Raw genomic sequence first — 24,106 nt, 5'->3', positions numbered from 1 at the left:
TTAACAAAATTATGCGACCAATAACAGGCCATCACGTCGTATGGTGTCTGGAAGTGATTCATTTAACGGGAGTAACGATGTTAACCCTTGATGCCAGAAAAACCGCGCTTGTAGTCATTGATTTACAGGAAGGCATTTTGCCCTTCGCCGGTGGCCCGCATACCGCGGACGATGTAGTCAGCCGCGCCGCCCGCCTGGCGGAAAAATGCCGCGCCAGCGGTGCCCCGGTCGTCATGGTGCGCGTCGGCTGGTCTGCGGATTACGCCGAAGCGTTAAAACAGCCTGTTGATGCGCAGGCACCCGCCCGTGCCCTGCCGGAAAACTGGTGGACGTACCCGGTCTCGCTTGGCAAACGCGACAGCGACATCGAAGTCACCAAACTCCAGTGGGGTGCCTTCTACGGCACCGATCTTGAGCTGCAGCTCCGCCGTCGCGGCATTGACACCATTATCCTGTGCGGTATTTCCACCAACATCGGCGTGGAGTCGACTGCCCGCAACGCGTGGGAGCTCGGTTTTAATCTGGTGATCGCCGAAGATGCCTGCAGCGCGGCCTCCGCGGAACAGCACCAGGGCAGCATGACCCACATCTTCCCGCGCATCGGCCGCGTGCGCAGCACGGATGAGATTGTCAGCGCGCTATGATGTATGTCGGTTTACCCCAGTGGTCGCACCCGAAATGGGTGCGCCTTGGTATCACCAGCCTTGAAGAGTATGCCCGACACTTCAACTGCGTCGAGGGTAACACTACCCTCTATGCGCTCCCGAAAGCCGAGATTGTTGCGCGCTGGCGGGAACAAACGACCGACGACTTCCGCTTCTGCTTCAAGTTTCCGGCGACCATTTCTCACCAGGCCGCGCTGCGAAACTGCGGTGAGTTGACCGACGAATTCTTTGCCCGGATGGCGCCTCTGGCAAACCGCATTGGCCAGTACTGGCTACAGCTTCCGGCCGTCTTTGGCCCGCGCGACCTGCCCGCACTGTGGACGTTTCTGGACGCCCTGCCCCGGGAGTTTACTTACGGCGTGGAAGTTCGACACCAGGACTTCTTTGCGAAGGGCGAAGCAGAAAAAGCGCTCAACCGCGGCCTTCTCGAGCGTTCCGTTAACCGGGTGATCCTCGATAGCCGTCCGGTGCACAGCGCGATACCGCACAGTGAGGCCATCATTGAGGCGCAGCGTAAAAAGCCAAAAGTGCCCGTTCATGCTGTGGTGACCGCGCAGAACCCCATGGTCAGGTTTATCGGCAGCGATAACATGCCGCAAAACGAGGCGCTGTTCGCCGTCTGGCTGGAAAAACTGGCCTCGTGGGAACACACCACCACGCCGTATCTCTTTTTGCACACGCCGGATATTGCCCAGGCTCCCGAACTGGTCGATGCTCTGTGGCAGGCCTTGCAAACTGCGGTGCCGTCCGTGGGCAGCGCCCCTTCCATCCCACAACAATCTTCTCTTTTCTGATATCACCCCCTATCATAGTGAAGTGCCATCTGCCAAAAACAGGGAGTTTGTATGGTCAGCGCGCTGTATGCGGTGTTGGGTGCATTACTGCTGATTAAATTTTCATTTGATGTTGTGCGCCTCAGAACGCTCTACCGCGTCTCCTACGGTGACGGCGGATTTTCCGAGCTGCAAAGCGCAATCCGCATTCACGGCAATGCGGTCGAATACATCCCCGCGGCCTTAATCCTGCTGCTGTTTATGGAGATGAATGGCGCAGAAACCTGGATGGTGCACCTCTGTGGCCTGCTTCTTATTGCTGGCCGCCTGATGCACTATTACGGTTTTCACCACCGCTTAATCCGCTGGCGTCGTTCCGGCATGAGTGCGACCTGGTGTTCGCTTTTGCTGATGGTGCTGGCTAACCTGTGGTATATGCCGTGGGAGTTGGTTTTCTCCCTCCATTAGCGCACAATACGCCACTTTATTTTTCCCGGATTTTTACGTTATGTCAGATCGCGACACGCTTTTTTCCGCGCCTATCGCCAGCCTGGGCGACTGGACCTTCGATGAACGGGTAGCCGAAGTCTTCCCGGATATGATCCAGCGCTCTGTTCCCGGTTATTCCAATATTATCTCTATGATCGGCATGCTGGCTGAGCGCTTCGTTCAACCCGGCACGCAGGTCTATGACCTGGGCTGCTCGCTCGGCGCGGCAACGCTGTCGGTTCGTCGTAACGTTCACCACGAAGGCTGCCGAATCATAGCCGTCGATAACTCCCCGGCCATGGTTGAACGCTGCCGTCGCCATATTGACGCCTACAAAGCCCCTGTGCCAGTGGACGTGGTGGAAGGTGATATCCGCAATATTGAGATCACTAACGCCTCGATGGTGGTGCTGAATTTCACGCTGCAGTTCCTGGTGCCGGAAGACCGCCAGCTGCTGCTGGACAAAATTTATAAAGGGCTGAATCCTGGCGGCGCGCTGGTGCTCTCAGAGAAATTCAGCTTTGAAGATGCCGAGGTTGGCGAGCTGCTGTTCAATATGCACCACGATTTCAAGCGTGCGAACGGCTACAGCGAGCTGGAGATCAGCCAGAAGCGCAGCATGCTCGAAAACGTGATGCTGACGGACTCCGTAGAAACCCACAAGGCGCGCCTGCGTCAGGCCGGATTTGAGCATAGCGAACTGTGGTTCCAGTGCTTCAACTTTGGTTCGCTGGTGGCGCTAAAAGCGGGGAAACCGGCATGATCGAGTTCAGTAACTTCTATCAGTTGATTGCCAAAAATCAGCTCTCACACTGGCTTGAGACGCTACCTGCGCAGATTGCCGCCTGGCAGCGGGACCAGCAGCACGGTCTGTTAAAGCAGTGGGCGAATGCGGTGGAGTTTCTGCCCGAGCTGACCCCGCATCGTCTGGATCTCCTGCACAGCGTCACCGCAGAGAGTGAAGAACCGCTTCCGCCAGGACAGATCAACCGTATTGAAACGCTGATGCGCAACCTGATGCCGTGGCGCAAAGGGCCGTTCTCGCTGTACGGCGTGAATATCAATACCGAATGGCGCTCAGACTGGAAATGGGATCGCGTTCTGCCCCACCTTTCCGACCTGACCGGGCGCACCATTCTGGACGTGGGCTGCGGCAGCGGTTACCACATGTGGCGCATGATTGGCGCGGGCGCGCATCTGGCGGTGGGTATTGACCCGATGCAGCTGTTCCTGTGCCAGTTTGAAGCGGTACGTAAGCTGCTGGGTAACGACCAGCGCGCCCACCTGCTGCCGCTGGGTATTGAACAACTGCCCGCTCTGAAAGCGTTTGATACCGTGTTCTCCATGGGCGTGCTGTACCACCGCCGTTCCCCGCTGGAGCACCTGTGGCAACTGAAAGATCAGCTGGTCAGCGGCGGCGAGCTGGTGCTGGAAACACTGGTCATCAAAGGCGATGAACATGCCGTTCTGGTGCCGGGCGATCGCTACGCGCAGATGCGCAACGTTTACTTTATCCCTTCCGCGCTGGCACTGAAGAACTGGCTGGAAAAGTGCGGGTTTGTGGATGTGCGGATAGCCGATGTCAGCGTGACCTCTCTCGAGGAACAGCGCCGCACCGACTGGATGATCACCGAATCGCTGGAGCAGTTCCTCGACCCGGCCGACCACAGCAAAACCATCGAAGGCTATCCGGCCCCGATGCGTGCGGTGCTGATTGCGACCAAGCCGTAGTTTTTCCCTCTCCCCCGTGGGGTGGGGGGATAAAAAAAGGCCCCTGTTGAAATTGCAGGGGCCTGGTACAAGCAAGCATCATATTGGGCGACATGATGCGCGGTAAAAATCGGTACGTTGCTACACGTGATGGCGCTCAATCAGCGACTTCATTTCCGCAACCGACTCTCCCTCGACACCGTAGCGTGAATACTCATCCGCTTCAGCATCCGTCGACATAGACAATCCTGTATTGCGATAACGCATGGGTGACGGCATCCATTTGCCTGCCGAGCTGTGCAGCTCTTTTACCCCGGCGTTTAAAAACAGTTCCAGATTGCTGGCACGGACTCCCGCCCCCGCCATTATTATTGGAACACCGGAATGTGCTTTTAGTTCCGTAATTAATTGCAGTCCTTTTTCAGCGGACGACTGTTGACCCGATGTCAGAATGCGCGCCACGCCAAGTTCTCCAAGCGTTTCAAAGGCCTGAAGCGGATCTTTACACATATCAAATGCCCGATGAAAAGTGACGGCGAGCCCCTGCGCAGCGCTCATGACCTGACGCATGCGCGGGAGGTCAATATTGCCGTCTTCATCCAGCAGGCCGGTGACCAGTCCCGGGAACCCCAGGTCACGTACGAGGGCGATATCATCAAGCATGGCACCGAACTCGCCCGCCGTGTAACAAAAATCACCGCCGCGCGGACGAATAATTGGGTGAACGGGAATCGTGACGGCCTGACGGGCGGCCTTCAGCACGCCGTAAGAAGGCGTCAGCCCGCCCTCTTTGGGTGCCGCGCACAGTTCAATGCGGTCAGCCCCGTAACTTTGCGCGGTGACGGCGCACTCCACGCTGTAACAGCAAATCTCCAGCAGCGCCATTTAATCCTCCTTTACTCCCACCAAACGGGCCATCATGACATGCCGTCCGCTTTCAGTCCCGGCGTGAACTCACATCTCTTGCGCTTCACTGGCAACGATCTGCTCAATGGTCCAGGGATGAAACTTCACCGTGACCTTTCCGTCCGTGACGGCCAGCGTCGGATTGGGTAATCGCTCGCGCTCACCTTTGGGTGAACTGGTCTTCACAAAAATCCCTGGCTGGCTTAAGCCTTCGTCAGCTAACAGGGCCAGCGCACGCGCGTTCAATGTCTCCGGCTCACCCGGCAGGACAATCTCAATGTGCTCCCACCCTTCGTGCGGATAGCGCTTCTCGCCCGGCCACGGCAGTTCAACCACGGTGAATTGCCAGTGGGCCACGTTCACCGGCTCACGCAGCCTGAACAGGCAAATAGGCCGACCGTTAATGATGTTCTCGGACAGTAACTCGCCGCACTGTTCGAACCCACGACGCCAGCGTTCTGCGGTCGCATTCTGATGGCAGCGCAAAGAGATGTGATCGGCCTCAAGCGGCGCGATATCCAGGCCGAGACGGGTGGCAAGTTCTGTGAACGCCTGGGTGAAGCGCGGTAAATCTGCGGAAATATCATGCAGTTCGTCAATGGATTGCCAGTTCGCCATAATTCACTCTCTTTTCGTGTCGCAAAGCCGCTAATTTACTCTGTTGCCCTGTTTTGACCAACCGCAGAATCCCGCTTTTTATGACTGCATGTTTATGCACACCTTCTTAGCCTGGATTCTGAGCAATCTTCAGGCCCCGCGATGCTGACGGCAGAAGGCATTTGCAGTATACTCCCGCCCTAAATTCTCTAACTGGCGCGGGTGGTTGTGAGCCCGCATCAAAAAAGTAAGGTATCCAGGTGAATATTCAGGCTCTTCTCTCCGAAAAAGTCAGTCAGGCACTGATTGCCGCAGGCGCGCCTGCGGATTGCGAACCGCAGGTTCGTCAGTCAGCAAAAGTACAGTTTGGCGACTATCAGGCTAATGGCGTGATGGCAGTGGCTAAAAAACTGGGCATGCCGCCGCGACAGCTCGCTGAGCAGGTACTGACGCATCTGGATCTCGCCGGTATTGCCAGCAAAACCGAAATCGCCGGCCCGGGCTTTATCAACATCTTCCTTGAGCCTGCCTTCCTGGCAAGCCACGTTGACGCGGCGCTGAAATCCGATCGTCTGGGTGTGTCCCAGCCGGAAGCGCAGACCGTCGTGATCGACTACTCTGCCCCGAACGTGGCGAAAGAGATGCACGTTGGCCACCTGCGCTCCACCATCATCGGTGATGCCGCGGTGCGTACCCTTGAGTTCCTCGGCCACAAGGTGATCCGCGCGAACCACGTGGGCGACTGGGGTACCCAGTTCGGGATGCTGATTGCTTACCTGGAAAAACAGCAGCAGGAAAACGCGGGTGAAATGGCGCTGGCGGACCTGGAAGGGTTCTATCGCGAAGCCAAAAAACACTACGACGAAGACGAAGCCTTTGCCGAGCGCGCGCGCAGCTACGTGGTAAAACTGCAGGGCGGCGATCAATACTTCCTCGAGATGTGGCGCAAGCTGGTTGACATCACCATGTCTCAGAACCAGCTGACCTATAACCGTCTGAACGTCACCCTGACCCGTGACGACGTGATGGGTGAAAGCCTGTATAACCCAATGCTGCCCGGCATTGTGGCTGACCTGAAAGCGAAAAACCTGGCGGTTGAGAGCGAAGGCGCAACGGTTGTGTTCCTTGATGAGTACAAAAACAAGGAAGGCGAACCGATGGGCGTGATCATCCAGAAAAAGGATGGCGGCTACCTCTACACCACGACCGACATCGCCTGTGCGAAATACCGTTACGAAACGCTGCATGCCGACCGCGTGCTGTACTACATCGACTCCCGTCAGCACCAGCACCTGATGCAGGCGTGGACCATCGTGCGTAAAGCCGGTTACGTGCCGGATAGCGTTCCGCTGGAACACCACATGTTCGGCATGATGCTGGGTAAAGACGGCAAGCCGTTCAAAACCCGTGCGGGCGGGACCGTGAAGCTGTCCGACCTGCTGGACGAAGCGCTGGAACGCGCCCGTCGTCTGGTGGCTGAGAAGAATCCGGACATGCCGGCCGACGAGCTGGAAAAACTGGCCAACGCCGTGGGTATCGGTGCGGTGAAATACGCGGATCTCTCCAAGAACCGTACCACCGACTACATCTTCGACTGGGATAACATGCTGGCGTTTGAAGGCAACACCGCGCCATACATGCAGTACGCTTACACCCGCGTGCTGTCGGTCTTCCGCAAAGCCAATATCGACGAAAGCGTGCTGGCGAATGCCACCGTGACCATCACGGAAGATCGTGAAGCACAGCTGGCAGCGCGTCTGCTGCAGTTCGAAGAGACGCTGACCGTGGTCGCACGTGACGGCACGCCGCACGTGATGTGCGCTTACCTGTACGATCTGGCGGGTCTGTTCTCCGGCTTCTACGAGCACTGCCCTATTCTCTCCGCGGAGAATGAATCGGTCCGCAACAGCCGCCTGAAGCTGGCGCAACTGACGGCGAAGACCCTGAAGCTGGGACTGGATACCCTGGGTATCGAAACCGTAGAACGTATGTAATGCAAAAAACCCGGCGCAAGCCGGGTTTTGTTTTGTAGCCCCGGTAAACGCAGCGCCACCGGGGATATCCACAGGTTCAGAAGTATTTCCGCAAATACTCCGTCAGACACAGTATCGCCATCGCCTGCCCATACGGCATTGAGGTCAGCGGAATCTGACGATAAAACTCAAGATCGCTCCCCATGCCCGTGCCGAACGACGTTTGCAACAGCTCGCCTTCCGGCGAGATATTCCTGACGATACCGCGAATTGCTTTTTCTGCCACTTCGGCATACTCCGCGCCAACATAGCGCTTGCGCACGGCTTTCAGAATGCCGTAGGCAAACCCTGCCGTGGCGGATGCCTCAAGATAAGAATGTGGATCGTCAAGCAGCGTGTGCCACAGACCACTCCCGTCCTGACACTTCGCCAGCGCGGCAATCTGCGCGTTCAATACCTGCACCAGGTAGCGGCGCATAGCGTTGTTTTCCGGCAGATCCACCAGTTCGAGGAAGTCCGGGATCACGATGGTGAGCCAGCTGTTGCCGCGCGCCCAGCGGGCACGGGCAAAGTTATGATTACCGTCATAGCTCCAGCCGTGGAACCACAGTCCGGTCTCCCGGTCCATCAGATTCTGCACGTGCAGCAGGAACTGATACACCGCCTCTTCAACGTACTCCGGTTTGTTGAGCAGCTTACCGATTTTCGCCAGCGGCAGCACCGTCATCATTAGCGTGTCGTCCCACATCTGCTGATGGTTCTCTTCCGCCAGGGTGATGTGCTGCATCCCGCCGTGTTCAGTGCGCGGCATCTCCGCCATCGCCCATTCCGCCCAGCTTTCCAGCCACGGCAGCCAGGCCTGATTTTGGGTCTCTTCGTAACGATAAGCGAGCGTCAGGAACGGCGACATGGTATTCACGTTTTTGGTGGTTGCGCCTTCCGCAAAACGGTCGGCAAACCAGCTGTCGATGATGTCGCGCATACCTTCGTCGCCGGTCTGGCAGTAATACTGCCAGATACCATACAGGCCGACGCCGTGCGTCCACTCCCATCCGGCCCAGCCTTTGGTGTCGATCACGCGCCCGTCGTCCAGCCGCAGCAAAAATTCACCCGTTTTGTCGCGGATATTGACCAGATTATGCGTCACCTTTTGAATCAGCGATTTCAGCTCATCCCGGGCAATAAAGCGCTCTGGCTGACGTAATAACGGGCTATGTTTGACAGGCCAAACTTTCATCATCTTAACCTCTGTTGTATGTCGAATTCAGTACCGCGCGATCCTTGAGAGAAGGTGCCGCTGGCTTATTGCGATTCAGATAACCGATATTGTTATTGCCCCACAGTGACTCATAAGGCATACCGGCCAGCATCTCGACGGTGGCGCGGGCGTGTGGCGTCGCTGACTCAGGCATCGCATGACCACTCTCACGCATTTTCGCGGTCTCCTCGCGCAGCGTGCTGTGGGTTTGCAAGTTGAGTTTGAAGCGCAGGGAAACAAGGAAGCCGCAGAACAGCACCAGGATGGTGCCCACGCTCAGAATCATCAAAATGGTGTGGCTCACTTCCGCAGGCTGCACTTTCTGACCGCTGACAAAGCCGGACATCTGCATCACGATGCCCACCAGCATCACCGCACCGGCCTGCGACGCCTTGCGGGTCAGGGTCATGATGCCCGCGAAAATCCCTTCGCGGCGCTGGCCGGTGATCACTTCATCCACGTCAGCGATGTAGGTGTAGGTATTCCATGGCACGTAATTGATACCGCCACGACCCAGCCCTGCTACCGCAGAGATCAGCAACAGCAGAGCGTAGACGTCGCTCAGGCCAGCATAATAGAGTACGGCGTATGAGAGAGACGCCAGGCCAAACAGCACCACAACCATGCGGTAGGACGGTGCAGGCCCGAAGCGGATACACAGCGGGATCATGGCAATAACCGCAAGGAACTGGAAGATAGCCATCGTGCCCAGCAGACTGGACGCCATTGACGCTTCCTGCATCAGCACGAACACCACGTAGTAGGTGAATACCGCATTAAACACGTCCTGCGCGATATAGCCGCCGAGGTACATGCCCAGATGCTGACGGAAAATCTTGATGCGCAGCGTGGAGCTTAACTCAACGAGCAGCCGGTTGAGGCTCTGCCCCAGCGTCAGTTTCTTCTTCTCTTCTTCAGCACGCAGCGCCGCTTCAGACCACTCTTCGCGCGGGCGCTCCCAGGTGAAGCACCAGACGAAGGTCAACATCAGTGCGCAGAGCACAGAGAAGACCAGGCTTGCGTAGAAGAAAGAAACCGCGTTGTCTTTCCCGAAGTGGGTCAACAGGATCCCCGGCAGGAAGGAGGCCAGAATGGCGGACATCTGCGCCATAGAGATGCGCGCACCGGAGAACTTCGTTTTCTGTTTGAAGTCGTCAGTCATTTCCGGCACCAGCGTTTCGTACGGCACCAGAATCATGGTGTAGACAATATCAAACACCAGATAGGTCAGCAGGTAATACCAGAAGCTCATGTCCCCAACCCACATCAGCGAGTAGCTGAACACGCACGGAATACCCAGCAGGATAAAGAACTTACGGCGGCCAAAGCGCTTACCGAGCCAGGTCGTACCAAAGTTATCGGTTAAAAAGCCCATTAACGGGCTAACTACGGCATCCAGCACCCTTGCCGCAGCAAAGATGAACGTTGCTTCGATCGGTGAGAGCCCGCAGAAGGTGGTATAAAAATATAAAAGCCAGGCCGCCGTCAGGGCGGTGGTACCCGCCCCAAGGAAATCGCCTGATCCGTACGCAAGATAATTCGCGAGTCCAATTTTACGTGTTTTCATTGCCGTCAACCCTAATCAGTTTTGGGAGACTCCCTGCAAGCAAGCCTCGTCCGGGAGCTTTAATACGGCTACAGTAATTGCATCGGCTTGTTGATACCTTTCTGTTTCTGCCATTGCAAAGAGGGGGAATGGCAAAAATACAAAGAGTATGGTTACGCGCGTCACTGATTTATAAAACAGCGTTTCTTTTTGATCAAAAGGCGAGGTCAGTTTTGAGAGCCAGCCATCAAAATTGCCTGATGGCTGGTGAAAAGGCAGGGTGTTAGCGGTAGTTCACGATGACAGAATTGCTCTGCACCTTCAGCGCCGGGATCAAACGTCCTCCGCCCGGCACTTCCCAGATGAAACGCAAAGGCTCAATAGCTGGCACGCCGTTGAACGCCTGCGTTGTTCCATTTTCGCCGTCGATTTCGGTACAGCGCGTCTGAGAGCAGAGGCGCACCCGCAAGCCCGCTGGCGTAGGGCCAATCAGCCGGTAGTTCCAGACCACAAGGCCCATCTGACCGGAAACCTCTTCCGAAGGCGACAGCGGGTTAGACGACATGGCAACACCGCGGTTGCTGAGGGTCACCCCCATGCTGCTCGCCTGCCAGGTACCTTCCCCGGCAGCCTGCGCCGCCAGCGGGAAGAACAGCATCCAAAGCCATTTACGCATTATTTTCCTCCAATCGTCGCGGTCATGCGGATATGGCGGTTATCCGACAGCTCCAGATTCGACAGCACGACCAGCTGGTTCAGGCTGCGACGCAGGAAGCGCGACAGCAGCGGACGCAGCGCGTGGTTCACCAGCAGCACCGGCGGCGCCCCCAGCATCTCCTGACGCGCCAGCGCCTCCTGGGTTTGCGCCAGCAGACGGTCCGCCAGGCCCGGCTCCAGGCCGCCCCCGCCCTGCAGAGCCTGCAGCAGCAGACGCTCAAGCGGCGTATCGAGGCCGATCACCTGCACTTCCCCGGTTCCCGGGAACCACTGCTGGGTGATCGCCCGTCCCAGCGCCACGCGCACCACCGCCGTCAGCTCGTGCGGATCGCTTTGTATCGGCGCATGCTCGGCAAGGGTTTCAAGAATGGTGCGCATATCGCGGATCGGCACCTTCTCGTCGAGCAGGTTTTGCAGCACCTTATGCAGCGTGGTTAAGGTCAGCACGCCCGGAACCAGATCTTCCGTCAGCTTCGGCATCTCCTGCGTGACGCGGTCCAGCAGCTGCTGCGCTTCCTGACGGCCAAACAGCTCCGCCGAGAATTGCCCAATCAGGTGATTAAGATGGGTCGCCACCACGGTACTGGCTTCCACAACCGTATAACCCTGGATCTGCGCCTGCTCTTTCAGCGCGCTTTCAATCCAGATCGCGGCCAGACCAAAGGCCGGGTCGATAGTTTGCTCACCCGGCAGCGTGCCTGCGGCGGTGCCGGGGTTAATCGCCAGCCAGCGGCCCGGATAGGCATCGCCGCTGCCGATTTCAACGCCTTTCATCAGGATGCGATAGCGCGCGGGCGGCAGGTCCATATTGTCGCGGATGTGTACCACCGGCGGCAGGAAGCCCATGTCCTGGGCGAATTTTTTACGGATACTGCGGATACGGCCGAGCAGCTCGCCGTCCTGCTGGAAATCGACCATCGGGATCAGGCGATACCCGACTTCCATTCCCAGGGAATCTTCGAGCTGAACGTCGTTCCAGGTCGCTTCAACGGCCTGGTTATTCTCCGGCATTTTGACCGGAACAGGTTCCGCTGCCGGTTTGGTTTCACGGCCACGCATCCACCAGGCAAGACCCAGCAGCGCCGCCGTAAACAGCAGGAAAACGAGGTTTGGCATACCCGGCACCAGGCCGAGCAACCCGAGAACCGCCGCGGCCAGCAGCATCACGCGCGGGTTACTGAACAGCTGGCCCACCATCTGCTCGCCAACGTCCTGATCGGTGCTCACGCGGGTCACGATGACACCCGCCGCAGTGGAAATCACCAGCGCCGGGATCTGCGCGACCAGGCCGTCACCGATGGTCAGCAGCGTATAGCTTTCCGCCGCGTGGCCCATGTCCATCCCGTGTTGCAACACGCCCACCAGCAGGCCGCCAACCACGTTAATCACCATGATCAGAATGCCCGCGATGGCGTCACCGCGGACAAACTTACTCGCACCATCCATGGAGCCGTAGAAGTCCGCCTCCTGCGTCACTTCCGCACGGCGCTTTTTGGCTTCATCTTCAGCGATAAGACCGGCGTTCAGATCGGCGTCGATCGCCATCTGCTTGCCGGGCATCCCGTCGAGCACAAAGCGCGCGCCCACTTCCGCAATACGCCCTGCACCTTTGGTGATGACCATAAAGTTGATGATCACGAGGATGACAAACACCACGATACCGATAGCGAAATTACCGCCCACCAGGAAGTGGCCGAACGCTTCCACCACTTTACCTGCCGCTGCCGCCCCGGTGTGACCTTCCATCAGGATGATACGCGTGGACGCCACGTTCAGCGCCAGGCGCAGCAGGGTGGTAAACAGCAGAATGGTCGGGAACGCGGCGAACTCCAGGGTACGCTGGGTGAACATCGCCACCAGCAGCACCATAATGGACAGCGCGATATTGAAAGTGAAAAGCAGGTCGAGGATGAACGCCGGGAGCGGCAGTACCATCATCGACAGAATTAGCAGGATCAGAATCGGCCCGGCCAGGATCTGCCATTGGGTCGATTTCAGGTTGCCGGGCAGGCGCAACATTGCCACCAGATTAGCCATCAGTGTCCTTCTCGTTCATAAAATCCAGCGCGGCAGGCACCGGAAGGTTCTCAGGTTTCACAGGCCGTTGACCGCCGGCCAGACGCCAGCGCTTCAATTGCCACACCCAGGCCAGCACTTCCGCCACGGCGGCGTAGAGTTGTCCCGGGATCTGTTGTCCAATATCCGCATGGCGGTACAGGGCACGCGCCAGCGGAGGCGCTTCCAGGATCGGCACGCGGTGTTCCGTGCCAATTTCCCGGATACGCAAAGCGATCAGCCCCGCCCCTTTCGCCACCACTTTCGGCGCGCTCATTTTGTTTTCGTCATAGCGCAGCGCAACGGAATAGTGTGTCGGGTTGGTGACGATAACATCGGCCTTCGGCACATCTTCCATCATGCGGCGACGGGCGGCAGCACGCTGCATCTGGCGGATGCGCCCCTTCACGTGCGGGTCGCCTTCCATCTGCTTGTATTCGTCACGGATATCCTGACGCGACATCCGCAGCTTTTTGAAGTGGGAATAGAGCTGGAAGATCACGTCAAAACCCACCATCGGGATAATGCTGAGCACCACCAGCAGCGCGCAGAGTCCGACCAGATTCAGGGCATTGCTCATCGCGGTGAGAGGCGATTCGCTGATGAGACGCATCATTTCCGGCCAGTGGTACCAGAGGTAAAACCCCGCGGAGCTGCCCATCAGCACCGATTTGAGAATGGCTTTGAGTAGCTCGGCCCCGGTCTGGGCAGAGAACATTTTCGCAATGCCCGCCAGCGGATTCAGTTTGGAAAATTTCGGCTGCAGCGATTTGGCGCTGAAGACCAGACCGCCGAGCATCACCGGCGAGACCAGCGCGACCAGCACAACCCCGGTAATCAGGGGCAGCAGCGCAACCATGGCCCCTTTAATCAGCTGAATAATCTGTATGAGGATCAGATTCGGATCGTTGACCATACTGTGGTCAAAACGTAAGCCGGTTGAGAGCATGCCCGCCAGCTTGCGGGCGAGCGACTCCCCGCCCCACCAGATAATGCACACCCCTACGATAAGGATCAGCAGGGAGGTCAATTCTCGGGATCGGGGGATTTGCCCTTCCTCACGCGCCTTTTCAAGTCGGTGGGGTGTGGGGGCTTCCGTTTTGTCGTCGTTCTCTTCTGCCACAGTGCATGCCCGGCCTGTTAAGTCACGGATATCATGCCACGGCGCCACATCGCCAATGGGCAGATAAGACCCTATAAGCGGGCCTTTTTAATCACTTTAGAGACCACGTACGCAGGTAACGGCGGAGAGAACCGTTTAAATATTGCTCAATTTGGTTTTGGCCAGCCATTTCAGAGATGAAAAATTATTAAAAATGGATTAAGCAAAAATAAATAGCAAATCTGTCAGCGCGACTTTCGGTGAGTTTATTTAAAAAATCACGCGTTTTTTGCATTTATTAGTTATCTGAAATGAGAAAAAAATGTAAATATTATAAAGCAACGGCATTAAATGCTAAGTTTAGTCCCGCATCATCCCTTCCTGAAAGATTACAATATTTAATATCAATACGGGAACGCCCTTACCTGAATAAAATTAATCGTTATAATTCCGCATGAGCATCAATTGATGCCTGAATGTAAGATTAGATGCCCAGCTTATTTTCAAACTAAGGAGTTTTTGCAGATGGATTTTAAAAAACACATTTTAGCAGGCACTGCGCTAGCGGCCATTTCTATGGGCAGCTTTGCCGCCGAAATGAATGCAGGGACGGTCCACTTCACCGGTGAAATAATTGAACCCAGTTGCACTATTGAGGGCGACAGCGGCACGGATAGCACTGTCCCACTGGGTACTTATCCCAAATCTTACTTTACAGAAGTCGGAATGGAAACCGCACTCACACCGTTTTCTATTGTTCTGGCCAACTGTCCATTGAAGAGCGATGGGTTGCCGGCAGTGCAGCTAACGTTCAACGGTCCAACGACCTTAACCGGGACAAATAACCTGCTGGATGTCAGTAAAATCACCACGACAGGTGATACGGCAGCCACCGGTATCGGTGTGGCCGTCAGTCTGTCAGGAAATGATTCTCAGCTCATCACCATGGATGGTGCCGAAGAGCAGGTTTATATTGAGCTGGCGACAAAGACGACTGATACTATTCAGGCTAACTTTAACGCCCGCTATAAATCATTCGCCGCCGAGGTTACGGCAGGCCCTGCCGATGCTGACATGACGGTCAATATTTTATACCGCTAATAGCGGCTCACCTGATATTCAGCAAGCATATATTTATATGCCCTGATAGCGAAGGTGCCATGCTCAGATAATGGTCCGGATTCGGACTATTATCATTTTCTTTACCTGCTTCATTAAGGGTTCATCATGCGGACAGCAGTGAAATTGTTATTATGCCTTCCCGTAATGGCGAGCACGATTTGCCATGCGGCAGGAATACAGATCGGCCGCACACGCATTATTTACGAAGCGGCAAAAAAGGAAGTTGCCCTGCCGCTGAAAAATAGTGAAAGCGAGCTTCCCTGGTTAATACAGTCCTGGACGGATACTGGTGATGGCAAAACGCGTGGGCCGTTTATCGTCACGCCACCTCTCTTTCGCCTCGATCCGCAAAAAGAGCAAAGCCTGCGAATAACCTGGAACGGCCAGCCGCTGGCTGATGACAGAGAGACACTCTTCTATCTCAATGTACGTACCGTGCCAGCCACTCCCGATGATGAGGCCGACAAAAACGTGCTGCGTCTTATCTATAAAACGCGCCTGAAATTGTTCTGGCGTCCTGTCGGACTCAGCGGCACGCCAGCCGAGTCCTGTAAAAATTTGCGCTTCGTTCGCCACGGCCAGCAACTTACCGTTATCAACGACGGCGCGTATTACAGCATATTTGACTCGCTGACGTTGGGTACGCGAAAGGTCGAGAAAGCCGACATGGTAGAGCCCAAATCCAACGTCGTTATCCCCCTTCCCGCCAATGCACAGGGGATAAACGTCAGTTGGCGCTGCATCACGGATTACGGTAACGCCTCCGAAAAATATACTTCCAACCTGGCTCAGGAATAAAAGTTCGCAATGATTACAGGACGTAACTCTTCGCCAGGCCGGCCGATCTTTCGACTGAATCCGCTTACCCGGTGCCTTGGGGGGATACTGATTATGTTAAGCTGCTCCGCAAATGCCCGGGAATATCGCTTTTCCCCCTCCTCACTGGAAGGGGACATGTTGGCCCGGCAGGATATCGATCTTTCACTCTTTTCAAAATCTAACGCCCAGTTGCCAGGCACCTATCCTTCTCGCGTAATGATAAACAAGCGCAGGATTAAGGATGCCAGTATCGCCTACATCAGCACGCCTGAAGGAGCCCTGACGCCACAGCTGACGCCTGAAATGCTGCGCGCCTGGGGGATCAATATCGATCGCTATCCCGAGCTGGTTAAACTGCCCGCCAACGAGCCGTTGCCAAAAACGCTGGACAGCTACATCGAGCTGGCCTCTGCAAAGCTTGATTTCTCGACGATGACGCTGACGCTGAGCATTCCCCAGGCTGCGTTAAATGGAAGTGGCCGCGATTATATCGATCCTTCCCGCTGGGACGACGGCGTGCCCGTCTTGTTCAGTGATTATTCCTTTTCAGGATCACAAAACAAAGACAGCAGCGACAACAACACCACCAACCAGTATCTGAACTTACGCACCGGGGTGAACCTTGGCGGGTGGCGGGTGCGCAACTACTCAACGTGGAATAAATCGGAAGATGATGACCAGTGGGATACCATCAATACGTTCCTGCAACACGATATCGACATCTTAAGGGCTCAGTTCACAGCGGGTGAAAGCAGCACCCGGGGCGAAGTGTTTGATAGCCTGCAGTATCGGGGTGTGAACCTGGCCACAGATGAAGAGATGCTGCCCTATAGCCAGCGTGGTTATGCCCCCGTGATTCGCGGTATCGCCAGTTCAAATGCGGAAGTCTCTGTACGCCAGAACGGGTATCTCATCTATCAACAAAACGTCGCGCCCGGTGCGTTTGAGATCAATGACCTCTACTCCACCACCAACAGCGGCGATCTGGAAGTGACGGTGAAAGAGGCTGACGGAACCGAGCATCACTTTACCCAGCCCTACTCCAGCATCGCGATTATGCAGCGCCCGGGGCATATGAAGTACGAATTAACGGCCGGTCAGTATCGCGCCGACAGCGGCAGCGCTCAAAAGGAACCCGATTTTCTCCAGGGGAGCATTATCTACGGTTTAAGCAATCTGCTCACCGGGTTTGGCGGACTCACACTCTCGAAAGATTATAACGCCGTTAACAGCGGTGTCGGCGTCGCGCTGGGGCCGCTGGGCTCGCTGTCTGCAGACGTCACCGTTGCGGATACCAAACTTGACGATGACAGTAAGCATACCGGTCAGTCATGGCGCGTGCTTTACTCCGGTAAAATTGACACAACCGATACCAACTTCACCCTGGGCAGCTATCGCTACTCAAGCCGCGGGTATTACAGCTTTGCTGACGCTAACCAGCAATGGGACGGGCACGAAGATGACCTGCTGTTTCACTATAATAAACGCAACCGTATTCAGGCCAGTATCAGTCAGTCACTGTCTGGCCTGAGTCTGTACCTTAACGGCTATCAGCAGGATTACTGGGGAACGTCGAAAAAAGAACGTAGCCTGTCGTTAGGCTTTAATACCGTACTCTCCGGGGTGAGCTACCACATGGCTTACACCTACAGTAAAACGAACGGTGAAGAGTCTGACCGGATGGTCTCCTTCGGCTTTAGCGTCCCGCTCACCCGCTGGCTGCCCCGTGCCTGGAGCAGCTATAACATCAGCAATACCAGACAGGGCTATACGCGGCAAAACCTCGGTTTCAACGGCACGCTGCTGGACGATCAGCGGCTGAGCTACTCGCTGCAGCAGAGCCATTCAAATCACGATGGGGAAGATACCAGCAGTGTGTATGGCACCTACCGTTCACGGTACGCCAACCTGAACGCCGGGTATTACGCCTCCTCTGACCATACTGAGCAGTTTAGCTACGGTATCAGCGGCGGGATTGTTGCCCACCCGCATGGCGTCACGCTGGCACAGCCCTTAGGCAGCCAGTTTGCCATTGTGAATGCCAACGACGCCGCCGGAGTTCGCTTCAAGAACCAGCGAGGGATCCAGACAGACTGGCTGGGTAATGCTGTCATTCCATCCCTGACGCCGTATCAGGAAAACGCCATTCGTATTGATACGACCAGCCTGCCTGAAAACGTTGACAGCAGCGATACCACCGCCACGGTAATCCCTTCCCGCAACGCCGCTGTCGTGGCACGGTTTAATGCGCACGTCGGCTATCGGATGCTGATAACACTGACGCGGCCAAACGGAGATCGCGTTCCCTTTGGTGCGGTTGCAACCAGTGCCAGCCCGGTTATGAGCGGCATCGTGGACGATACGGGCACCGTATACCTTGCAGGCGTCGGCGACACCACACAGCTCAACGTGAAATGGGGTAACGCGCGGGATCAGCAGTGCACCGCCCGCATTCTTCAGCAGACAGATCAACAAGCTGAAAGCCCTAACGGTATCCGCTCGGTTAACGCGCTTTGTCAGCAGGAATCATCAAATGCGCAATAAAATGAAAAGACTTATCACCACGGCCACACTGGCTATGACATTAAGCCTGGCATCAATCAATTCTTGCCGGGCCTCCACGGTACTCAAGAACTGTTTCGGTGGCCCTCAAACGTATACCGTTTCATACGACCATGAGTTCACCTCAAGCGAAAACGCCGCTAATTATGATTACGACATTCCGGATCATCTGGTGGGCGCAGGGGGTGAAATGGATGCTAACTGCTCGTGTCCGGGAAACGTGTTTTCCTCCACGGTCATCTATGAAAAAACCCTGGCCGGTAGCCCACTTAATCCAGGCGCAAACGGCTATGGCTATCTCACCGATAAAATTGATGCTGATATCACCGGCTACGCTGACGCGATCAACTCGCCGGACGGTAACTCCCTCACCCCTGTTCCCATAAATGAGTACCCGACTTCACGGGCAAATATGCAATCGGTTCTGGAGGCGCATTTATCCTGGCCATTGAATGAAAAAAACGTTTGTAGCAGTGAGACGCAACCGGAAGGTGCGGCCGCTATAAAGCGTCAATTCCGCTGGAACGTTGTTGCTGTCATTTTGCGCATTAAAAAACCGATCCTGGGTGAAGAGGTGATCCCGCCGACGATTATCGCCCAGAACTATGCCTGCCTCTATTTTGGCTCCGGCGGAAGCTGCGATGCCACTGAGGCAGAGCAGGTCTCTGATATCTGGTTTAGCGGTACGCTATCAGCGCCGCTAAGCTGTACTATCAACGCGGGCAGTACGATTGAGGTGGAGTTCGGCAGTCTTGTCAGTAAGCAATTCGTCAGCAAGGGACAGCCCCCAGGAGGTTATGCGCTTAAAAACGTCGATATTGCCTATCACTGCGACAATAATGCCGTCGGAAACACGGATCGGATAAAGCTCACGCTCACAGCCGATCAGGGCGTGGCGGATAGCAGTACACCGTATATTGCGAAGCTTCTGGCAAGAGACGATCTCGGTGTGCGTGTGTACGATGAAAACAACCAGAACGTTGCCCTGGATGGCACCTACGCGTTTCCGGTGACGATGGACGAACAGGGAAATGGCGTCATCAAAATTCAGGCCGCACCGGTCAGCACAACGGATGCCACCCCTGCACCGGGTAGCTTTGAAGGTAACGTGACGGTGAAAATGGATCTTCGCTAACCGAAAAACCCTCAGGTTGGCACTGCAACCTGAGGGTAATGACGGCCATCAGAAGCCGAGGCTGTCCAGCAGGTCGTCCACCTGATCCTGGCTTGCCACCACGCCCGCCTTGCTGGCGTCGAGCTGTGGACCATTGAGCAGGCTTTCGTTCTCGCGTTTTGGACGGGCAGCCGGTTCCGGGATGTTCTCCAGCAGCACCATCAGCAGCTGGCGCTCAATCTCCTGAATCACATCCATCATGCGTTTGATAACCTGACCGGTCAGGTCCTGGAAATCCTGCGCCATCATGATGTCCAGCAGTTGGGCATTGGTGAAGCTGGTGTGACCCGGCACATCCCCCAGGAACTGACGGGTATCGGTCACCAGTTCGCGGGCATCCGCCAGCTCGATAGGGTTCTCAAACCACTCATCCCAGCGTTTGGTCAGCGCTTTCGCCCCCTTTTCCATCGCATCCTGGTGTGGCTGTGACGCTTCAACGCTGTTCAGCGCACGTTCCGCGGCCTGAGCGGTCATCTGCACAACATAGTCCAGACGATCGCGGGCATCAGGAATCGCTTCCGCGGCTTCGGCAATCGCCTGATCCAGACCCAGCTCGCGCAGGCTGTCACGCAGCATGCGCGTCAGGCTGCCGATGCGGACGATGATATCGCTCGGCGAGTGTTCTTCAACGGGTTTCATAGCAGGTTGCAACATTTCCATCACCTCACATGCCGAGTTTCTCGAAGATCTTACCGAGCTTCTCTTCCAGGGTTGCCGCGGTGAATGGCTTCACCACATAGCCGCTTGCGCCCGCCTGTGCAGCGGCAATGATGTTCTCTTTTTTCGCTTCTGCCGTGACCATCAGAACCGGCATAGACGCCATTCCCGCATCAGCACGAATAGTTTTTAACAGTTCCAGACCGTCCATGTTTGGCATGTTCCAGTCGGAGATCACAAAACCAAACCCGCCAGCCTGCAGTTTGTTCAGCGCATCAACGCCGTCTTCTGCTTCTTCAACGTTGTTGAAGCCCAGCTCTTTCAGCAGGTTGCGCACGATGCGACGCATGGTGGAAAAGTCATCCACAACCAAAAACTTAAGCTCTTTATCCGCCATAAAATAATACTCCTGAGTCAAATACGTATTGCCTGTCCGGCACTGATTTTCGCCAGCATCTGCTGGCTTACCTGGCTAAGATCGACCACTTCGCTCACGCCACCCATATTGATGGCCTCGCGCGGCATGCCGAACACCACACAACTTGCTTCATTCTGCGCAATCGTCCAGGCGCCAGCCTGGTGCATTGCAAGCATTCCGGCGGCACCGTCGTTGCCCATCCCCGTCAGGATCACCCCCACGGCGTTGCGCCCCGCATGTTTCGCCACCGAATGAAACAGCACATCCACCGACGGACGGTGCCGGTTGACCGGCGGTCCGTCATGAATTTTGATTTGATAGTTAGCGCCGCTGCGCGCCAGCTCCATATGCTTGTCGCCCGGCGCGATATAGGCATGCCCCGGGAGCACGCGCTCGCCATCTTCCGCCTCTTTCACGCTGATCTGGCACAGCTTGTTCAGGCGCTCGGCGAACGAACGGGTAAAGCCTGGCGGCATATGCTGAGTGATCAGAATACCCGGACTTGAAAGCGGCAATGGCTGGAGTACATGACGAATTGCCTCTGTTCCTCCGGTTGACGCCCCAATGACCAGCAGTTTTTCCGAGCTGAGTAAGGGACCGGCCTTCAGGGTCGCCGGCGCGGCCATCGGCGTGTGGGCGGCAAGCTTCGCCCGCGACGCGGTGCGGATCTTCTCGGCGATCATCTCGCTGTACGCCAGCATCCCTTCACGGATGCCGAGCTGCGGCTTGGTGACAAAATCCACCGCCCCCAGCTCCAGCGCGCGCAGGGTGATTTCCGATCCTTTCCCGGTCAGGGAGGAGACCATCACCACCGGCATGGGCCGCAGCCGCATTAATTTTTCGAGGAAATCTATGCCATCCATGCGCGGCATCTCGACATCCAGCGTTAGCACGTCGGGGTTATATTTTTTAATTAAATCCCGCGCTACCAGCGGATCGGGCGCGGTTGCCACCATCTCCATGTCGCTGTGGCTATTGATAATTTCAGTCATGATCTGACGCATCAGCGCTGAATCATCGACAGACAATACCCTGATTTTACTCATGCTTTTTCCTTACTCAGCGCATATACCGTTTGCCCACGCAGGCTAAACTCACGCACGAGGTTGCTGAAGTTTTCCGAGTGCCCGGCAAACAGTAAACCGTCAGGCTTGAGCAACGGAACAAACCGACGCAAAATGTCCTGTTGCGTCGTTTTATCAAAATAGATCATGACGTTACGGCAAAAAATGGCGTCGAAAGGCCCCGGCACGTTGTACTGCTTATCCAGCAGGTTAACGGGCGCGAATTCGACGCAGTTCGCCAGCTCCTGGCGTACGCGTACCAGGCCTTCATGCGGGCCCGTCCCGCGCATGAAATAACGCTGCAACTGCTGCGGCGACAGCGTTTTCAGTTCATCCTGGCGATAAACGCCGTTACGCGCCTTCTCCAGCACTTCGGTATCGATATCGCTGGCGTAGACCTTCCAGCGTCCGGGCGCCATCCCCAGCGTATCGGCAAGGGTGATCGCCAGCGAGTACGGCTCTTCACCCGTCGAGGCGGCCGCACTCCATACGCGATACTCCCCGGTGCGACGGCGCGCATGCTCGGCCAGAACCGGGAAGTGGTGAGCCTCGCGGAAAAACGCCGTCAGGTTGGTGGTTAACGAGTTAATAAAAGCCTGCCACTCTGCGCTGTTCTGGTTCGCCTCGAGCATGCTCAGATAGCGGCCAAAATCATCCAGCCCCAGCGTACGCAAGCGCCGCACCAGACGGTTGTAGACCATGTCCCGCTTATGATCCGCAAGCACAATCCCCGCACGCTGGTAGATTAACTGACATATCCGACGAAAATGCGCGTCGGACAGCGCGAGGCGCTGTGTCATCTGCAACAATAATGACGTTTGCCCAGGGGGCATTGGTGATGTCATAGCGCCTTCTTAATTACATTCAGGATACAACTGGCACGGCCTGCGACCGCCCGACTTCTGTTACTGCTTCAACGTGCTCTTTCACATTAAATACCGCGACCAGCCCGGTCAGACGATCCGCCTGGCTGGCCAGCTGATCGGTTGCCGCTGCCGCTTCCTCAACTAACGAGGCGTTCTGTTGCGTCACCTGATCCATCTGGCTCACCGCCTGGGCAACCTGCTCAATACCGCGACGCTGTTCATCCGACGCCGAGGCAATCTCGCCCATGATGTCGTTCACCCGCGTCACGGAGGTGACGATTTCGTGCATAGTTTTCGCCGCAGTATCCACAAGCGTTGAGCCCTGTTGAACGCGTGAGACCGATTCTTCGATCAGCACCTTAATCTCTTTCGCCGCGTTGGCGCTGCGGCTCGCCAGGTTACGCACTTCCCCTGCCACCACCGCAAACCCGCGCCCCTGCTCCCCGGCACGCGCGGCTTCAACGGCGGCATTCAGCGCCAGAATGTTGGTCTGGAACGCGATACCGTCAATCACGCTGATGATGTCACCAATTTTCTGTGAACTGGTGGCGATCTCCTGCATGGTGCTGGCGACATGAGATGCCTGGTCGCCGCCCTTCTTCGCCGTCATCGCCGCCTGTTTTGACAGGTCAGACGCCTGACGCGCGTTATCGGCGTTCTGGCTTACCGTCGCGGTCAGCTGCTCCATACTGGCTGCCGTCTGCGCCAGCGAGGCCGCCTGCTGCTCGGTGCGGGACGAGAGATCGTTGTTACCCACCGCAATCTCTGAGATCCCGGTGTGCATGGCATAACTGCCCTGCCGCACGTCGCTCACCGTTTCCCGCAGCGATCCCTGCATCGCCTTCAGGCTGGCAAAAATTGCCGAAATTTCGTTCTTGCCGAACACCGCCACCGGACGCGCCAGGTCGCCTTTCGCAATACTGTCGAAGTGGCTGCTGATAATCGCCAGCGGCTGCACAATCATTTTGCGCGACCAGAGCAGCGCGGCACCGGTCAGCAACCCTGCCAGAATCACCACCACGGCAAAGATGACGCCCGACATGTGATAGCTTTGACGGCTCTGTTCACCAGCACGCTGTACAGACTGGTTAATATCCTGCTGCCACGCGTTAAAGCTGCCGTCAAACGCGGCCTGCGAGGCCTGAACCGGCGCGGTCATAAAGTCCGACAGCTGGTTGTTCTCCAGCCACGTCGCCTGATGGTCCAGATCGCTGTACCACTGCTCAAAGTGGGTCTTCATGGCGGCCTTCAGCGCTTTCTCTTTCTCGCTGCCGGTGGCCTGTGCCGTAAACGCCTTAAACTGTGCGTCAGCCTGTTTCAGGCTGTCGCGCGCGGTGGCCATCAGCGCCTTAATGTCATCCGGCGGATAACTGAGCGCGGTTAAGGTTCCCGCCTTGTTCAGCGCAGTGCTTGCCTGCAACAGCACGGCACGGGTTTGTGCCAGTGCGGAGCGCTGCTGATTACTCGCCTCAACGTCCTGCAAATTCTGATAGCCATCGCGAAACGCCCAAAAAGACAACCCGTTACTGCCAACCTGCAACACACCGCAAAGGATCAGAATCAAAAACAGTGTGGTCGAGATACGAATACGATTTAACATCCACGCTCCCATCAAGCGGCAAGCAGCCGCGGT

22 protein-coding genes are annotated in these 24,106 nt (G+C 56.3%); 10 read left to right on the top strand and 12 right to left on the bottom strand.

Translation table 11 applies throughout. The annotated features are described in order from the left end of the window. Positions 1 to 77 precede the first annotated feature (77 nt). From CWR52_RS21275 to cmoB, 5 genes are read left to right on the top strand one after another with little or no spacing between them, the layout of a single operon-like run. Entirely contained in the window at positions 78 to 644 is a 567-nt protein-coding gene (locus tag CWR52_RS21275; RefSeq protein ID WP_104950685.1) for a hydrolase, read from the top strand. Beyond that, a complete protein-coding gene (locus tag CWR52_RS21270; RefSeq protein WP_104950684.1) occupies positions 641 to 1,459 on the top strand; it encodes a DUF72 domain-containing protein in 819 nt (272 codons plus the stop codon). The genes CWR52_RS21275 and CWR52_RS21270 overlap by 4 nt, the downstream gene beginning before the upstream one ends. A 51-nt stretch (positions 1,460 to 1,510) precedes the next feature. Beyond that, positions 1,511 to 1,906, top strand: coding sequence for an MAPEG family protein (locus CWR52_RS21265; RefSeq protein ID WP_104950683.1), 396 nt, complete (start codon positions 1,511 to 1,513; stop codon positions 1,904 to 1,906). A gap of 40 nt (positions 1,907 to 1,946) precedes the next feature. Continuing rightward, on the top strand, positions 1,947 to 2,690 hold the full coding sequence (gene cmoA, locus CWR52_RS21260) for a carboxy-S-adenosyl-L-methionine synthase CmoA (RefSeq protein ID WP_104950682.1): 744 nt from the start codon (positions 1,947 to 1,949) through the stop codon (positions 2,688 to 2,690). Then, a complete protein-coding gene (gene cmoB, locus CWR52_RS21255) occupies positions 2,687 to 3,658 on the top strand; it encodes a tRNA 5-methoxyuridine(34)/uridine 5-oxyacetic acid(34) synthase CmoB (protein WP_104950681.1) in 972 nt (323 codons plus the stop codon). Before cmoA ends, cmoB begins: the two co-directional genes overlap by 4 nt. Positions 3,659 to 3,778: 120 nt before the next feature. On the opposite strand, the gene cutC is transcribed toward cmoB, so the two are convergent. Next, a complete protein-coding gene (gene cutC, locus CWR52_RS21250; RefSeq protein WP_104950680.1) occupies positions 3,779 to 4,522 on the bottom strand; it encodes a copper homeostasis protein CutC in 744 nt (247 codons plus the stop codon). 69 nt (positions 4,523 to 4,591) lie between these two features. Then, a complete protein-coding gene (locus CWR52_RS21245) occupies positions 4,592 to 5,161 on the bottom strand; it encodes a VOC family protein (protein ID WP_069718983.1) in 570 nt (189 codons plus the stop codon). A 239-nt stretch (positions 5,162 to 5,400) separates the two neighbouring features. On the opposite strand from CWR52_RS21245, the gene argS reads away from it, so the two are divergent. After that, positions 5,401 to 7,134 carry an arginine--tRNA ligase gene (gene argS, locus CWR52_RS21240; protein ID WP_008500436.1) on the top strand — a complete coding sequence of 578 codons (1,734 nt, stop codon included), beginning with the start codon at positions 5,401 to 5,403 and terminating at the stop codon, positions 7,132 to 7,134. Between the two features lie 76 nt (positions 7,135 to 7,210). On the opposite strand, the gene CWR52_RS21235 is transcribed toward argS, so the two are convergent. The 5 genes from CWR52_RS21235 to flhB form a co-directional block, all read right to left on the bottom strand. Then, the gene (locus CWR52_RS21235; RefSeq protein WP_104950958.1) at positions 7,211 to 8,350 is read right to left on the bottom strand and encodes a glycoside hydrolase family 88/105 protein; all 1,140 of its coding nucleotides are present in this window, start codon (positions 8,348 to 8,350) and stop codon (positions 7,211 to 7,213) included. Between the two features lie 4 nt (positions 8,351 to 8,354). Further along, positions 8,355 to 9,938 (bottom strand): MFS transporter, encoded by a 1,584-nt coding sequence (locus CWR52_RS21230; RefSeq protein WP_104950679.1) that lies wholly within the window; start codon positions 9,936 to 9,938, stop codon positions 8,355 to 8,357. A 262-nt stretch (positions 9,939 to 10,200) separates the two neighbouring features. Next, positions 10,201 to 10,593, bottom strand: a complete 393-nt coding sequence (gene flhE, locus CWR52_RS21225; protein WP_104950678.1) for a flagellar protein FlhE — start codon at positions 10,591 to 10,593, stop codon at positions 10,201 to 10,203. Further along, positions 10,593 to 12,671: a flagellar biosynthesis protein FlhA gene (flhA, locus tag CWR52_RS21220; RefSeq protein ID WP_045908197.1), complete on the bottom strand. Its 2,079-nt coding sequence runs from the start codon at positions 12,669 to 12,671 to the stop codon at positions 10,593 to 10,595. The genes flhE and flhA overlap by 1 nt, the downstream gene beginning before the upstream one ends. Further along, positions 12,664 to 13,812: a flagellar biosynthesis protein FlhB gene (gene flhB / locus CWR52_RS21215; protein WP_104950677.1), complete on the bottom strand. Its 1,149-nt coding sequence runs from the start codon at positions 13,810 to 13,812 to the stop codon at positions 12,664 to 12,666. Before flhB ends, flhA begins: the two co-directional genes overlap by 8 nt. 504 nt (positions 13,813 to 14,316) lie before the next feature. Between flhB and CWR52_RS21210 the strand changes: the two genes are divergently transcribed. From CWR52_RS21210 to CWR52_RS21195, 4 genes are all read left to right on the top strand, one after another. Next, positions 14,317 to 14,892: a fimbrial protein gene (locus tag CWR52_RS21210; RefSeq protein ID WP_062935745.1), complete on the top strand. Its 576-nt coding sequence runs from the start codon at positions 14,317 to 14,319 to the stop codon at positions 14,890 to 14,892. A gap of 138 nt (positions 14,893 to 15,030) precedes the next feature. Beyond that, a complete protein-coding gene (locus CWR52_RS21205; RefSeq protein WP_391527365.1) occupies positions 15,031 to 15,711 on the top strand; it encodes a fimbrial biogenesis chaperone in 681 nt (226 codons plus the stop codon). Between the two features lie 93 nt (positions 15,712 to 15,804). Further along, positions 15,805 to 18,276, top strand: a complete 2,472-nt coding sequence (locus tag CWR52_RS21200) for a fimbria/pilus outer membrane usher protein (protein ID WP_252152170.1) — start codon at positions 15,805 to 15,807, stop codon at positions 18,274 to 18,276. Then, positions 18,266 to 19,429 (top strand): fimbrial protein, encoded by a 1,164-nt coding sequence (locus CWR52_RS21195; protein ID WP_104950675.1) that lies wholly within the window; start codon positions 18,266 to 18,268, stop codon positions 19,427 to 19,429. Before CWR52_RS21200 ends, CWR52_RS21195 begins: the two co-directional genes overlap by 11 nt. Positions 19,430 to 19,477: 48 nt before the next feature. Here the strand turns inward: CWR52_RS21195 and cheZ are convergent, their stop codons facing one another. From cheZ to tap, 5 genes are read right to left on the bottom strand one after another with little or no spacing between them, the layout of a single operon-like run. Further along, positions 19,478 to 20,122 (bottom strand): protein phosphatase CheZ, encoded by a 645-nt coding sequence (cheZ, locus tag CWR52_RS21190; protein ID WP_104950674.1) that lies wholly within the window; start codon positions 20,120 to 20,122, stop codon positions 19,478 to 19,480. Positions 20,123 to 20,132: 10 nt separating this feature from the next. Then, complete coding sequence (gene cheY, locus CWR52_RS21185; RefSeq protein WP_008500431.1) at positions 20,133 to 20,522, bottom strand: chemotaxis response regulator CheY; 390 nt, start codon at positions 20,520 to 20,522, stop codon at positions 20,133 to 20,135. A gap of 17 nt (positions 20,523 to 20,539) precedes the next feature. Next, the gene (locus CWR52_RS21180; protein WP_008500430.1) at positions 20,540 to 21,589 is read right to left on the bottom strand and encodes a protein-glutamate methylesterase/protein-glutamine glutaminase; all 1,050 of its coding nucleotides are present in this window, start codon (positions 21,587 to 21,589) and stop codon (positions 20,540 to 20,542) included. Beyond that, positions 21,586 to 22,452 (bottom strand): protein-glutamate O-methyltransferase CheR, encoded by an 867-nt coding sequence (cheR, locus tag CWR52_RS21175; RefSeq protein WP_008500429.1) that lies wholly within the window; start codon positions 22,450 to 22,452, stop codon positions 21,586 to 21,588. Before cheR ends, CWR52_RS21180 begins: the two co-directional genes overlap by 4 nt. A 19-nt stretch (positions 22,453 to 22,471) precedes the next feature. Next, on the bottom strand, positions 22,472 to 24,073 hold the full coding sequence (tap, locus tag CWR52_RS21170) for a methyl-accepting chemotaxis protein IV (RefSeq protein WP_104950673.1): 1,602 nt from the start codon (positions 24,071 to 24,073) through the stop codon (positions 22,472 to 22,474). Positions 24,074 to 24,106: the final 33 nt, after the last annotated feature.

The sequence above is a fragment of the Enterobacter sp. SGAir0187 genome, from assembly GCF_002952735.2.
Taxonomy (GTDB): Bacteria; Pseudomonadota; Gammaproteobacteria; order Enterobacterales; family Enterobacteriaceae; genus Enterobacter; species Enterobacter quasiroggenkampii.
This window is presented reverse-complemented; position numbering and strand designations above follow the sequence as displayed.

Excerpts from the sequence above, each read along its gene's own strand:
- CWR52_RS21275 (WP_104950685.1), top strand. The coding sequence starts at position 78 with ATGTTAACCCTTGATGCCAGAAAAACCGCGCTTGTAGTCATTGATTTA.
- CWR52_RS21270 (WP_104950684.1), top strand. The coding sequence starts at position 641 with ATGATGTATGTCGGTTTACCCCAGTGGTCGCACCCGAAATGGGTGCGC.
- CWR52_RS21265 (WP_104950683.1), top strand. The coding sequence starts at position 1,511 with ATGGTCAGCGCGCTGTATGCGGTGTTGGGTGCATTACTGCTGATTAAA.
- cmoA (WP_104950682.1), top strand. The coding sequence starts at position 1,947 with ATGTCAGATCGCGACACGCTTTTTTCCGCGCCTATCGCCAGCCTGGGC.
- cmoB (WP_104950681.1), top strand. The coding sequence starts at position 2,687 with ATGATCGAGTTCAGTAACTTCTATCAGTTGATTGCCAAAAATCAGCTC.
- cutC (WP_104950680.1), bottom strand. The coding sequence starts at position 4,522 with ATGGCGCTGCTGGAGATTTGCTGTTACAGCGTGGAGTGCGCCGTCACC.
- CWR52_RS21245 (WP_069718983.1), bottom strand. The coding sequence starts at position 5,161 with ATGGCGAACTGGCAATCCATTGACGAACTGCATGATATTTCCGCAGAT.
- CWR52_RS21235 (WP_104950958.1), bottom strand. The coding sequence starts at position 8,350 with ATGAAAGTTTGGCCTGTCAAACATAGCCCGTTATTACGTCAGCCAGAG.
- CWR52_RS21230 (WP_104950679.1), bottom strand. The coding sequence starts at position 9,938 with ATGAAAACACGTAAAATTGGACTCGCGAATTATCTTGCGTACGGATCA.
- flhE (WP_104950678.1), bottom strand. The coding sequence starts at position 10,593 with ATGCGTAAATGGCTTTGGATGCTGTTCTTCCCGCTGGCGGCGCAGGCT.
- flhA (WP_045908197.1), bottom strand. The coding sequence starts at position 12,671 with ATGGCTAATCTGGTGGCAATGTTGCGCCTGCCCGGCAACCTGAAATCG.
- CWR52_RS21210 (WP_062935745.1), top strand. The coding sequence starts at position 14,317 with ATGGATTTTAAAAAACACATTTTAGCAGGCACTGCGCTAGCGGCCATT.
- CWR52_RS21200 (WP_252152170.1), top strand. The coding sequence starts at position 15,805 with ATGTTAAGCTGCTCCGCAAATGCCCGGGAATATCGCTTTTCCCCCTCC.
- CWR52_RS21195 (WP_104950675.1), top strand. The coding sequence starts at position 18,266 with ATGCGCAATAAAATGAAAAGACTTATCACCACGGCCACACTGGCTATG.
- cheZ (WP_104950674.1), bottom strand. The coding sequence starts at position 20,122 with ATGTTGCAACCTGCTATGAAACCCGTTGAAGAACACTCGCCGAGCGAT.
- cheY (WP_008500431.1), bottom strand. The coding sequence starts at position 20,522 with ATGGCGGATAAAGAGCTTAAGTTTTTGGTTGTGGATGACTTTTCCACC.
- CWR52_RS21180 (WP_008500430.1), bottom strand. The coding sequence starts at position 21,589 with ATGAGTAAAATCAGGGTATTGTCTGTCGATGATTCAGCGCTGATGCGT.
- cheR (WP_008500429.1), bottom strand. The coding sequence starts at position 22,452 with ATGACATCACCAATGCCCCCTGGGCAAACGTCATTATTGTTGCAGATG.
- tap (WP_104950673.1), bottom strand. The coding sequence starts at position 24,073 with ATGTTAAATCGTATTCGTATCTCGACCACACTGTTTTTGATTCTGATC.